At 68.3% G+C, this 12,430-nt stretch carries 11 protein-coding genes; 7 read left to right on the forward strand and 4 right to left on the reverse strand.

The annotated features are described in order from the left end of the window. Window positions 1-5 precede the first annotated feature (5 nt). The 4 genes from crtI to ACWEKR_RS09845 all read left to right on the forward strand — a co-directional run bounded on the left by crtI (window position 6) and on the right by ACWEKR_RS09845 (window position 4,585). Entirely contained in the window at window positions 6-1,541 is a 1,536-nt protein-coding gene (gene crtI / locus ACWEKR_RS09830; protein ID WP_452354146.1) for a phytoene desaturase family protein, read from the forward strand. 15 nt (window positions 1,542-1,556) lie between these two features. Further along, a complete protein-coding gene (locus ACWEKR_RS09835) occupies window positions 1,557-2,480 on the forward strand; it encodes a phytoene/squalene synthase family protein (RefSeq protein WP_452354147.1) in 924 nt (307 codons plus the stop codon). Between the two features lie 94 nt (window positions 2,481-2,574). Continuing rightward, window positions 2,575-3,156: a TerD family protein gene (locus ACWEKR_RS09840; RefSeq protein WP_195085219.1), complete on the forward strand. Its 582-nt coding sequence runs from the start codon at window positions 2,575-2,577 to the stop codon at window positions 3,154-3,156. A gap of 79 nt (window positions 3,157-3,235) precedes the next feature. After that, on the forward strand, window positions 3,236-4,585 hold the full coding sequence (locus tag ACWEKR_RS09845; RefSeq protein WP_452354148.1) for a family 1 glycosylhydrolase: 1,350 nt from the start codon (window positions 3,236-3,238) through the stop codon (window positions 4,583-4,585). A 10-nt stretch (window positions 4,586-4,595) separates the two neighbouring features. Here the strand turns inward: ACWEKR_RS09845 and ACWEKR_RS09850 are convergent, their stop codons facing one another. Beyond that, window positions 4,596-5,423, reverse strand: a complete 828-nt coding sequence (locus tag ACWEKR_RS09850; RefSeq protein ID WP_452354149.1) for an SDR family oxidoreductase — start codon at window positions 5,421-5,423, stop codon at window positions 4,596-4,598. 137 nt (window positions 5,424-5,560) lie between these two features. Here ACWEKR_RS09850 and ACWEKR_RS09855 point away from each other — a divergent pair, with 137 nt between their 5' ends. The 3 genes from ACWEKR_RS09855 to ACWEKR_RS09865 all read left to right on the forward strand — a co-directional run bounded on the left by ACWEKR_RS09855 (window position 5,561) and on the right by ACWEKR_RS09865 (window position 9,433). Continuing rightward, window positions 5,561-7,249, forward strand: a complete 1,689-nt coding sequence (locus ACWEKR_RS09855) for a glycoside hydrolase family 13 protein (RefSeq protein WP_452354150.1) — start codon at window positions 5,561-5,563, stop codon at window positions 7,247-7,249. A gap of 52 nt (window positions 7,250-7,301) precedes the next feature. Further along, window positions 7,302-8,378 (forward strand): NAD-dependent epimerase/dehydratase family protein, encoded by a 1,077-nt coding sequence (locus ACWEKR_RS09860; protein ID WP_452354151.1) that lies wholly within the window; start codon window positions 7,302-7,304, stop codon window positions 8,376-8,378. A 164-nt stretch (window positions 8,379-8,542) separates the two neighbouring features. Next, a complete protein-coding gene (locus tag ACWEKR_RS09865) occupies window positions 8,543-9,433 on the forward strand; it encodes a manganese catalase family protein (RefSeq protein WP_195085224.1) in 891 nt (296 codons plus the stop codon). Window positions 9,434-9,541: 108 nt separating this feature from the next. Here ACWEKR_RS09865 and ACWEKR_RS09870 read toward each other — a convergent pair whose 3' ends face one another. The 3 genes from ACWEKR_RS09870 to ACWEKR_RS09880 all read right to left on the reverse strand — a co-directional run bounded on the left by ACWEKR_RS09870 (window position 9,542) and on the right by ACWEKR_RS09880 (window position 12,344). Further along, a complete protein-coding gene (locus ACWEKR_RS09870; RefSeq protein ID WP_452354152.1) occupies window positions 9,542-10,105 on the reverse strand; it encodes a hemerythrin domain-containing protein in 564 nt (187 codons plus the stop codon). 95 nt (window positions 10,106-10,200) lie between these two features. Continuing rightward, window positions 10,201-11,496: an FAD-binding domain-containing protein gene (locus ACWEKR_RS09875; RefSeq protein ID WP_452354153.1), complete on the reverse strand. Its 1,296-nt coding sequence runs from the start codon at window positions 11,494-11,496 to the stop codon at window positions 10,201-10,203. A gap of 164 nt (window positions 11,497-11,660) precedes the next feature. Beyond that, the gene (locus tag ACWEKR_RS09880) at window positions 11,661-12,344 is read right to left on the reverse strand and encodes a TetR/AcrR family transcriptional regulator (protein ID WP_452354154.1); all 684 of its coding nucleotides are present in this window, start codon (window positions 12,342-12,344) and stop codon (window positions 11,661-11,663) included. Between the last annotated feature and the right edge of the window lie 86 nt (window positions 12,345-12,430).

Raw genomic sequence — 12,430 nt, forward strand, 5'->3', positions numbered from 1 at the left:
CATCGATGCGCAGAATCGAAGGCGCTACCGACCGGGTCGTGATCGTCGGAGCCGGTTTGGCGGGGTTGTCCGCCGCCTTGCACCTGGCCGGCCGGTCCCGCGAGGTGATCGTCGTGGAACGCGATCCGGTACCGGGGGGACGCGCGGGACACGCGGACCTCGCGGGCTACCGGCTCGACACCGGCCCCACCGTCCTGACCATGCCCGATGTCGTCGAAGGCGTCTTCGCGGCAGCCGGAGCGCGGGCCGCCGACCACTTGCGGCTGGCGCCGGTGGAACCGGCGTACCAGGCGCATTTCGCCGGAGGCCGGACGCTGCAGGTGCACACCGGCGCCGAGCGGATGGAAGAGGAGATCCGTCGCTTCGCGGGCGCGGGCGCGGCCGACGGCTATCGCCGTCTGCGGAATTGGCTGACGCGTCTGTACCGCGCGGAGATGGATCATTTCATCGCGGCGAATTTCGACTCCCCGCTGTCGATGGTCACTCCCGAGCTGGCGCGGTTGATCGCCTTGGGGGGCTTCGGCAGATGGGATCGGGCAGTCGCGCGGTACATCCGCGATCCGGATCTGCGGCGCGTCTTCACCTTTCAGTCGCTGTACGCGGGCGTAGCCCCCAGCCGGGCGCTGGCCGCCTACGCCGTCATCGCGTATATGGATACCGTCGGCGGCGTGTTCTTTCCGCAGGGGGGCATGCGGGCGCTTCCGGATGCGCTGGCCGGTGCCGCGACCGAGGCCGGGGTCCGATTCCGCTACGACACCGCGGTGACCGCCCTGGAGCGCACGGGATCGCGGATCACCGGTGTGCGCACCGCGGGCGGCGAGCGAATCCCCTGCGACGCCGTGGTGCTGACGACGGAACTGCACGAGGCGTACCGCCTGCTCGCGCGCACACCACGACGTCCCGTTCCGCTGTCCTCCGCCCCGTCGGCGGTGATCGCCCATGTCGGGTGCGCGCCCGAAGCCGGGATAGCGCACCACAATCTGCTGTTCGGAGCCGCCTGGGCGGAAGCGTTTCGGGACGTCATCGACCGCGGGCAGGTGATGCGGGATCCTTCGCTGCTGGTCACCCGTCCCACGGCGACCGATCCCTCGTTGGCTCCGGCGGGACGGGACCTGTTGTATGTCCTCGCGCCGGCGCCGAACCTCGAACGCGGCCGGATCGATTGGGACCGCGCGGGAGCGAGCTACGCCGAGCAGATGCTCGACATCGCGCAGGATCGCCTCGGTTCGCGGTTCGCCGATGTCGACCTATTGCGCGTGGACACTCCGGCCGACTGGGCGCGCCGCGGCATGCTCGCCGGAAGTCCGTTCGCGCTCGCCCATACCTTCACCCAGACCGGTCCGTTCCGGCCCGCCAACATGATCCGCGGCATCGACAACGTCGTGTTGGCCGGTGGCTCGACCGTGCCGGGTGTGGGCATACCGCCGGTGCTGATCTCCGGCCGTCTGGCCGCGGATCGTGTCACCGGCCTCCGGCCCGACCGGCGGCGGCGCGCCGTCCCCGTGCGAGCCGCGCTCTCCACCAGCCGCATCGATCGATGAGTGATCGGAATCGAGATGACCAGCACCGACCTCGACACCACCCGGCCCGGCGATCCGGAATTGCGGCGGTCCTACCGGTACTGCCGAAAGCTCAACGCACGCCACGGAAAGACCTTCTTCCTGGCGACGCGACTGCTGGCACCCGACCAACGCCCCGCCGTACACGCCTTGTACGGGTTCGCGCGCCGAGCCGACGACATCCTCGACGATCTCGATCCGCAGCGCGAGCCTGCCGAGAGAGCCCGGCAATTGGACGCCCTGGCGGGATACTTCCGCGACCGCGACGCCGGCGCCGACGGCGTTCTTCCCGCGGTGCTCGACACTGCCGAGCGCTATGGCATTCCCCCGGCACTGTTCGACGCTTTCCTGGCCTCGATGCGGATGGATCTGACGGTCACCGACTATCCCGACCGCGCCGCACTGGACACCTACATCTATGGTTCGGCCGAGGTGATCGGATTGCAATTGCTCCCGATCCTGGGGGCCACCTGCGCCGACGAGGCAGCGCCTTATGCCGCCGCCCTCGGCAAGGCCTTCCAGCTCACCAATTTCCTGCGGGATGTCGGCGAAGACCTGTTGCGCGACCGGGTGTATCTCCCCGCCGACGAACTGGCCGCGTTCGGAGTCGACCGCGAGCTGCTGCACTGGTGTCTGGCGAGGCAGCGTACCGAGCCAAGGGTTCGCGAGGCCTTGGCCGCGCAGCATGCGCTCACCCGCGACATCTACCGCTTCGCGCATGACGGAATCGCCTTGCTGCACCGTCGTTCCCGCCCGTGCGTCACGACGGCGGCGACGCTCTACTCGGAGATCCTCGACCGTATCGAGGACAGCGGGTTCGCGGTCTTCGACCATCGCGCCACCGTGCCGAACCGGAGGCGAGCCCGAGTCGGCGCGGCCGGTCTGATCAAAGCCTGGTGGGCGCGACGCGCATACAGGTGACCGTTCGGCAGCACGCGCACCGCACCCGGCCGGCGCTTCCGGCCGACTGATTCGCCCGCCGGGCGCGGGAGGCCGTCATCAGTATCCTGATGTCGTGATTACGCTCAGGAAAGAAGACGGCGCCGCAGACCTCGCGGGTATCGCGAAATTGAGTGTGGGAGTCAGCTGGGACCCGTCCGCCGGCACGAGCGGCGGCGCACTCGGCTGGGCACGCCGCAAACGCGGGGTGGACCTCGATCTGATCGCCGTCCTCATGCAGGGCAGCGAGCCGGTGCGGTTCGCGGGACTCGATTCGCTCGACCCGTTGGGCAACGGCTCGGTGGCGCACACCGGCGACGAGCAGACCGGCGCCGCCTCCGGGGACGACGAGACCATCCACGTCACCTTCGCCGACGTCCCCACCGCGATCGACGCGATCATCTTCGTCGCCGCCGCCTTCAAAAAGGGCAGTTCCTTCGAGAAGGCGAACAACATCTCCTTCAAGATCTACGACGCCACCGGCGGCAGCAGCCAGCAAGTCGCGGATATCTGGCCCTCGCTGCTGGGCACCGACAACGCCAATGCGGTGGCGCGCGCGTTCCGCAACGGCGACCAGTGGCAACTCGAAGTGCTCAACCGGCAAGGCAAGATCAAGCAGGGTGACATGCAGGCCCTGTTGCGCTTCGCCATGCAATAGCGCCCGGGGGCAGGCTTTTCGAATCGCGCTGATACGCGGATTCCGACAATCGGTGGACCGCCGCGGTTAGTCTGGGCCAATGCGATCTCGGTTCCGTCGGTACGTCCTGGCCGCGCTCGCCGGCGCGGCATCCACGCTGCTGCTCACCACGCAATCCCCGGCCACCCCGCCGGTGCAGCCGGTGGCAGGCCTACCGGCGCTGGGCGGGGACTTCCTGTGGGGGGTCTCGACCTCCGGATTCCAGTCCGAAGGCCATACACCGGACAGCAATTGGACGCGGTACGCCGGCGCGACTCCCGGTTACGACGGCCTGGGCGATTCGGTGGACTTCTATGGCCGATACGCGTCGGACATCCAACTCGCGGCGGACCTCGGGGCGCGGGTGTTCCGGATCGGGATCGAATGGGCTCGAGTGCAACCCGCGCCGGGAGTATGGGACGAGGGCGCGTTCCGTTTCTACGACGCGGTCATCGCGAGCGTCGAGCAGGCCGGGATGCGCCCCATGATCACCCTCGACCACTGGGTGTATCCCGGCTGGGCGGTCGACCGAGGGGGCTGGCGCAATCCACGCATGGTCGACGACTGGCTGGCCAATATGCGCGCCGTCGTCGATCGCTACGCCTCGCGCAATCCCTTGTGGGTGACCGTGAACGAACCCGTCGCCTACATCATGCACGAGGTCCGCCGGGGCGCCGCGGACGCCGCAGAGATGCTGGAGCGGGTCGCTCAGGTGCACAACGCCGCCTACGACTACATCCACCAGAGGCAGCCCGGTGCGCAGGTGACCAGCAATGTCGGCTACGTCGCCGGATCCGAGGCGCAGGTCAACGGGCCGTTGATCGACCGCATCGCCGATCGGCTCGACTACGTCGGCGTCGACTACTACTTCGCCTACGACCCGGCCCGGTCGCTGATCGAGTCCATCGTGCGAGCCAGTGGTTCGGCCATGCCCGATCTTCCCGGCCCTCAGATCTGGGATCTGCCGTTGCGCACCGAGGGCATCTACTATGCGCTGCAATACTATTCGCGCCGATTGCCGGGCAAGCCGCTGTACGTCGTCGAGAACGGGATGCCCACCGAGAACGGCCGTCCGCGGGCCGACGGCTACACCCGCAGCGATCATCTGCGCGACACCGTCTATTGGATCCAGCGCGCCAAGGCCGACGGCATGAACATCATGGGCTACAACTATTGGAGCCTCACGGACAACTATGAATGGGGCAGCTACACACCACGTTTCGGCCTCTACACCGTGGACGTGCGCACCGACCCGACGCTCACCCGCCGCCCCACCGACGCCGTCGGCACCTACACGCAGGTCATCGCCGGGGGCGGAGTCCCGGACAACTACCGTCCCACCCGTGGCCCGGCCCTGTGCGTGTTCGTCGATCCGCCTGCCAGCTGCCTCAGCCCGGTAGCGGAAAGGTAGCTGCGCGACCTCAAGGCGTGCGCCATTTCTCGTCGGTCAACAGGCTGCTCGCCTGCGGTCCCATCAGGAGCATGCCACCGTCGACGACGTAGGACGCGCCGGTGACATAGCCGGCCTCCGGCGTGGCGAGGAACGCCACCACGGCGGCGACCTCCTTGGCGTGACCGGTTCGTCCCAGCGGAACGCCGGGGCGGGACTGCTCACGTGGGTCGACGTCTTCCTGACCGGTCATCGGTGTCGAGATCTCGCCCGGCGCCACGGAATTGACGGTGATGTCGTGTTCGGCGAGTTCCAGCGCCAGCACCTTCGTCAGCGCGCCCAGCCCCGCCTTGGCCGCACAGTAGGGCGCGGCACCGACGCGCGGGGCGTGCTCGTGCACGCTGGTGATGTTGATGATCCGTCCCCCGTTGCCCGCGGCGATCATGTGTTCGGCAGCGCGCTGGGCGCACAGGAACGCGCCGTCGAGGTCGACCGACAGCACGTGCCGCCAGGTGTCGAAGTCCATCTCCATCACCCTCTGCGCCGACCCGGTCCCGGCGCAGTTCACCAGCACATCGACGCCACCGAGTTCGTCGGCGAGTTCGTCGACGACCGACGCGGCGGACGGCAGGTCCGTCAGATCCAAGTGGCGCACGGCCGCGGTCCTCCCCTGCTCGCGGACCTGTGCGGCGGTGTCCTGCGCGCCGCGCTGATCGCTGCGGAATGTGAGCCCGACGTCGGTCCCGCCCGCGGCGAGGGCGACGGCGATCGCCGCACCTATCCCGGAGTCGCCCCCGGTCACCACGGCTCGTCGCGGGGCGCCTGCTCGTTCTTCCGGAAGTGGAGCTGTAGTACCCATGTTCCGCGACTACCCGGCCCCGCACGGACCACACCGTGGCCCGCAGGCCCACGCCCTGCTTCCGCGCTCGACCTCGCCGACGTTACGACCTCCGATTCCGGGTAACCGGCCTGGAACGAGCCGAGAGGAGGGCGACGATGGCCGCTGATGCTTCCTGGTGGCGCGACGCCGTGATCTACGAGATCTACATCCGGAGCTTCGGCGACGACGACGGCGACGGTCTCGGCGATATCGCGGGTATCCGGTCTCGGCTGCCCTATCTTCGGGATCTCGGCGTCGACGCCATATGGATAACTCCCTGGTATCCCTCGCCGATGGCGGATGGCGGCTACGACGTCGCGGACTACTGCGACATCGATCCCCGGTTCGGCACACTCGCGGACGCGCAGGAGTTGATCGACGAGGTCCATGCGCAGGGGATGCGCATCATCGTGGACCTGGTCCCCAATCACACCTCCGATCAGCACCCGTGGTTTCAGGAAGCGCTGGCGGCCGGGGCGGGTTCACCGGAGCGAGCCCGCTATCTGTTCCGGGATGGCACATCGTCCGGCGGTCCGCCCAACAATTGGCGAAGCGTCTTCGGCGGCCCGGCGTGGACTCGCGTGGCGGATGGCCAGTGGTATCTGCACCTGTTCGACGCTCACCAGCCCGATCTGGACTGGCAGCATCGGGACGTCCGCGCCGAGTTCGAGTCGATCCTGCGTTTCTGGCTGGATCGCGGGGTGGACGGCTTCCGCGTCGACGTGGCGCACGGCTTGATCAAGCACGCCGATCTACCGGATATCCAGACCGATCACGAGGACATGCTGGAGCCGCCGGATCGGACCGACCATCCTCATTGGGACCGGCCGGAGGTGCACGACATCTATCGGAGCTGGCGCGCGATCGCGGAGTCCTACGGCCCGGATCGGGTCTTCGTCGCCGAAGCGTGGGTGGCCAAACCCGAGCGCCTGGCCTGCTACGTGCGTCCGGACGAACTGCACACCGCGTTCAACTTCGACTTCCTGCGCTGTTCCTGGCACGCCGACGCGCTGCGTGCCGTGGTCGATTGCACGACCCGAGCACTGGATGCGGTCGGAGCGCCACCCACCTGGGTGCTGTCCAACCACGACATCACCAGGCATGTGACCCGCTACGGACGGGCGTCCACCCGCGGCGGCGGTGCACAGCACGAATCGCACGGCCCCGTCGACGTGGCGCTGGGCCGGCGGCGCGCCAGAGCGGCGTTGCTCCTGATGCTCGCGCTTCCGGGCAGCGCCTATCTCTATCAAGGCGAGGAACTGGGTCTGGAAGAGCTCGAGGACCTTCCGGTAGAGGTGCTGCAGGACCCGACGTGGGAGCGGTCGGGCCGCACGGCGCGCGGGCGGGACGGGTGCCGCGTACCGCTGCCGTGGAGCGGATTCCGTCCGCCGTTCGGGTTCAGCCCGGGCGACACCCCGACCTGGTTGCCGCAGCCACAGCGCTGGGTATCACTGACGGCGGAGCTGCAGAAGCGGGAGCCGGACTCGATGCTCGCTCTCTATCACCGAGCGCTCGGTGTGCGCCGCAAGCACTCCGCGCTCGGCGAGGGCGCGTGGTCCTGGCTGCCCAGCGATCCGGGGGTCTTGGCACTCCATCGCGCGCCCGGCCTGGCGTGCATCGTGAATATCTCGGGTGAGCCGACCGCGCTGCCCCGGCACGAGCGGGTGTTGGTGTCCAGCGAACCGTTGCCGGACGGTGCGCTGCCTGCCGACAGCGCTGCTTGGCTCGAGGTCGCAGACCACCATGTCCCCCAGCGAGCCGCAGCGACATCCGTTACCACCGACGGCGTACCCGGGCGATGGTAAGGAGGTGGCCCATGCCGGCGACTTCGCGAGGCGGTACCGGGCGGCGCGGCCGATGAAAGTCGTCGTCACCGGGGCCAGCGGCAATGTGGGAACGGCGCTGTTGCGCGCCTTGCGCGGCGACGATTGCGAGATCGTCGGCATCGCGCGGCGCGCACCCGATCGCGCATGCGAACCGTACGTGGCCGTCCGGTGGGTGCCCTGCGATATCGGTGCCACCGGCTCCGCCGAGATACTGAGGGCCGCGTGTGCGGGCGCCGACGTGCTCGTCCATCTCGCATGGGCGATCAATCCGCGTCTGGGTGATCCGCCGATGCGCAGAACGAACCTGATCGGCACCGAAAACGTGCTGCGCGCCGTGGCGGAGACGGCGGTGCCCCAGCTCGTCGCCGCGTCCTCCTGCGCCGCCTACGCCCCGGCCCACCGGTGGCGGCGGGTCTCGGAAGAATGGCCACTGTCCGGCGTGCTCGGCAGCGCGTACAGCATGTCCAAGGCGGCGCTGGAGACGCAGCTGGACCGCTTCGAGGCTCGGCATCCCGAGATCCGTATCGCGCGTGTCCGTCCGTGCGGGATCGCGCAGGCCGAGGCCGCCGCGGAACTGGCGGACTGGATCCTGCCGCCCTGGTTGCCGCGGCGAGTGATCGGCACGCGCCTGTTCCCCGTGCCACTGTGGCGCGACTTCCGGCTGCAACTGGTGCACAGCTCGGACGTGACCGCGGCGATCCGCCGGATACTGCAGCACCGTGCGGCGGGGGCGTTCAATCTCGCCGCCGAACCCGGCCTGGGTGCTGACGCGCTCGCGGCGATGTTCGGGGGGTTCCGCCTGCCCGCGCCCCGGCGCGTGGTCGACGCCGCCGCGTGGGCCGGCTGGCGCACCGGGCTGCAGCCGCTGCACCCGGCGTGGCTGACCCTCGCCGACCGCGCTTGCTTAGTCGACTCGGCCAAAGCCCGCCGGGAACTCGGCTGGGCGCCGCGTTTCGGCGCGCACGATATCTGCGCGGAACTCGTGGCCGCCATGCGTACTGGGCAGCCAGGTCACAGTCCGCCACTCGCGCCCGCTCGCAGCCCAGGAGCCGGACGTCCGTCGCACCAGAGCCAGCGCCCGCACGACGGGCACCGTGCGTACCGATGAGCGACGGCGCTCGCCGGATCGTCACGCCTCGTGTCGTTGCGAAAGACCGGCTGCCGAAACCCGTATCGTCGCCAGCGAAACAGCAACACCTCTCTTGCTCGTCCTGCGCTGGGTTAGGCACCGGAAGCCATCTCGAACAGCCGACCGTACTGGTAAGGAGAGCGATGTTCACCCATAACAAGGATCTCCAATTCGAAGTTCGCGTGGACCGTCCCGATCCGCGCTTCGCAACCCTGCTGCAGGAGCAATTCGGCGGCGCCAACGGCGAATTGAAGGCCGCCATGCAATATTTCAATCAGGCGTTCATGCTGCGTGGTAAGCATCCGAAGACCTACGACCTGTTCATGGACATCGCCACCGAGGAACTCAGTCACCTCGAGATCGTCGGCGCCATGATCACCATGCTCCTCGACGGACTCAACGACGACTTGAAGCAGGCCAACCAGCGGTGCGACTGGATGCCGGTCGTGGCGACGCCCGGCGGACGTGACGAGGTGATCCATCAGGTCGCGGTGAATCCGATGTACTTCGCACTGAGCGGCGGCGGCCCCGTGGTGAAGGACTCCGCAGGTGTGCCGTGGACGGGTGCGTACGTCGACGCGAACGGGGAGCCCTCGGTCGACTTGCGCAGCAATCTCGCCGCGGAGTCACGCGCCAAAATCGTCTACGAATACCTCAAGCAGTTCACCGACGATCCCGGTGTGCAGGACACGCTGTCGTTCTTGATGACGCGCGAAATCGCGCATTTCCAGCAGTTCACCGCGGCGCTGAACGAATTGCCGGTAAATTTCCCGCCCGGTGCGCTGCCCGGCGACGATCGGTTCCAGAATGTGGCGTTCAACATGTCCAACGGCACCGCGAGTGCCCGCGGCCCATGGAACGAAGGGCAGGGACCGTGGCCGTCCGGCACGGAATGGCGCTACATCGACAACCCGGTCACCGAATGGCTCCGCTCCGATGACCGCGTGAATCATGGGGCCGAGACCAATCCGGAAGGCGAACCCGCGGTCCGCGGCACCAAGCCGTTCACGCACGAGTCGCACATTCCGGACTGACCTCGGTAGTGCCTTGTGCCGGGTCCGACGCGGCACTTCAGGCGCTGACGGCGCGGCGCGCGGCTCCTCGGGGGTCGCGTGCCGTCGGCGTCCGTGACACGGTCCGGGTCAATGCTTCGGCTTGCTGATCATGTCCTTGGCGCGATCCATCATTGCGGCGAACGGGCCGACCAAAACGTTCGCGGTGGCCGATTCCACGCCGGGATGGGGCCGGGTCGGCGCCATCGTCTCGGCGAGTTCGACCGTCCGGCGCAGCCGCTGCAGAGTCTCGTCGTCGAGTTCCGCGCGCAGCCGATTGAATTCCTCGCGTTCCTCATGGTCGGCGTGCGCCAGCACCGCTTCGCGCAGTTTGGCCAGCTTGACCTGGAATTCCATCGAGCTGATGGACAGCGATTCCAGCTCGGCGAGCTGCTTTTTGGCCTTGTTCTCCTCTTCCAGCCGTGCGTCGACGATGGCGCCGCCGTCGCCGAGCTCGCGCCGGGCGCGCGGATGAATGATCTCCTCTTCGGCTGTCTCGTGCACCGCGAGCAGGCGGCGCAGCTCGAAGAACTTGCTCTCGCGCTCCACGGGATCGGAGGTATCGGCGGTCTCGACGAACAACTGCCGGATCCGGTCGTGCTGCTGGATGAGGAAATCGATCGCGTCGGTGGTCGAGTCGATCGTGGTTGCCATAGTTGATCTCCCTCGCACTCTCGGGACGGGCTGACGAACTACGTCCGTCGCGGCGGTACCCGACAGGGCGCGGGCGAAACCGCCCGACCGGCCGGTCAGGCGTAGACGGTGCCCGTGATGGGGGCGGGATAGACCGAGGTCGGCACGCGGTGGCGCCACGGGCGATGAATCTCCGAACCCGGCAGCGAAGCCAGTTCCGGAATCCAGCGCCGCACGTAGTTCCCGTCCGGGTCGTAACGTTCGGCGCTGCCAGCCGCTCCCGGATCGAAACGCCCTGCTTGCTGCCAGGTCAAGCGGTCGCTCGCGGCGTCGTCGAGCAGCCACCGGCGAAAATGCTCCGCGCCGATCCGCCAGTCCACACGCAGCGTCGTGGTGAGGAAACCGGCGGCGATCACGCGGGCGCGCTCCGGCATCCATCCTTGCGCCGCCAGTTGCCGCATGCCCGCGTCGACGATCGGATATCCGGTGCGGCCGTCGCGCCAAGCGCCGACGACGACGGGATCGTGCGTCTGCCGCTCGTCCGGACGATCACCGGACCGCGCGATGTCGGCCCGGGCGACGAGAAACTGCAGATGGAAGTCGCGCCGGGCGAGCTGGCGGACGAACGCGCGTCCTTCCGTCGTCGCCATGTCGGTGTGGTACGCCATTTCGGCGGCGGACAGGCAACCGAAATGCAAATACGGCGACAGGCGCGCGCATCCCTCGCGGGTGAGGTCACCCGTCGACCGGCCAAGTGATTGCCGCCGGTCGGCGGTGCAGCCCCGCCACAGTGCACGACCCGTGATCTCCCCTCCCACCGCCAGCTGCGGTGAGATGACCGCGTCGCCGAGTCCGTCGAACCTCGGCACGGGATCACTGTCGATGCGGGGGACGATCAGTTCGGTGGGCTTGCTCAGTGGGCGTCGCTTCGGCGCCGCCAGCCATCGGCGGAAGTAGGTCGCGAAGTCCGGAATCTCGTCGTCCGGCCGGTGCTGGACGCAGTCGGCGGGATCCACGGCGGTGAGAGTGGCGGAATGGGTGTGCAGCAGACAGCTGCGGCGCTCCAGCCGTTCCCGTAGCGCCCGGAGCCTGCAGCGGCTGTACCAGGTGGCGTCCTCGGCGATATGGACGCTGTCGGCGTGCACCTGGGCGGCAACGCGATCCACCGCGTCGACATAGTCTCCGTGCCGAACCACCAGTTGTCCTCCGGCGCAGCGGAGCTCGGCGTCGAGTTCGGCCAGCGCGGCGGAGAGGAAGCGGAGCTTGTTCCCGGCCGGTCGGGCGCTGCCGACGATGCGATCGTCGACGACGTAGAGCGGAATCACCGCCGCGCCCTCGCGGACGGCGGCCAGCAGAGCCGGATTGTCGTGGACGCGCAGGTCACGAGTGAAGAGTGCGATTGTTACGGCCATTCGAGATTCTCGACGAAGGCATCCGTCGCGAGGATCGACGACGGCGGTATCGGACGGTCGGCGGCGTGCCACGCCGATGCGGGCGGTATCGAAGTAATGAGCTTTACGCCAATGCTGCGGGACAGCGGCTGTCGTGTCAAGCCGAGCTACCGCGCACGCCGGGATCAGTGTTCGCGGAACAGATCGGTGAGCCAGGGCTCCAAGTCGGCGCTCAGCACGGTCAGATCCGGCTCGTCCGACTCATCGAGCGCGTCGGCGGTGAGTTGACGGACGGCGTAGACGACGGCCATATAAGCGGTGACGGACAGCAGCGGCTGCCGATTCCCCGTCGCGCTTCGCACCAGACCTCGGATGTACTCCGCGAACAGCCGGATCGACTTCCGTCTGCGCCGACGCGCGGCCGGACCCAATGCGTCGATCTCCACCTGGTAAGCCCGAGCGACCACCAGGTCGTTCTGCAGTGAGCCGAGGTACTGGCCGAGCGCCTCGGCGACGATGGACCGCCGGTCCCGGCCTGCCAGCTCCGCGCCGGTGAGCTGGGTCAGCAGCACCTGAATGAAGCGGTCGTAGCCCGCGAAGACGCACTCGTCTTTGTTGGCGAACGCATCGTAGAAAGCCGCAAGCGATACTCCGGCCCGCTTCGCGACGTCGGTGGGGCCGAAGCCGGCGTAACCGCGCGCTGCCAGTAGTTCGGTCACCGCCACCAGCAGCCGTTCCCGTTGCGCCGCCATCACTTGCTCTCGCCCCAGATTGTGGCGGCCGCGCGGCAAGGCAGCGGGAAGTGTGAAGAACACTCCGTCTCGCACCGGAACGATCGGTGCGTCGGCGTCGGCGGGCGCGGCGGACACTCTTGCAGACTACCGAGCCGGTCGCGCCCACACCGAGGCGAGCGGGCCCCCGGCCGCTGCCGCGCTGCGTCGAACCAGCGGGTATG

It is taken from the genome of Nocardia sp. NPDC004573 (assembly GCF_053602135.1).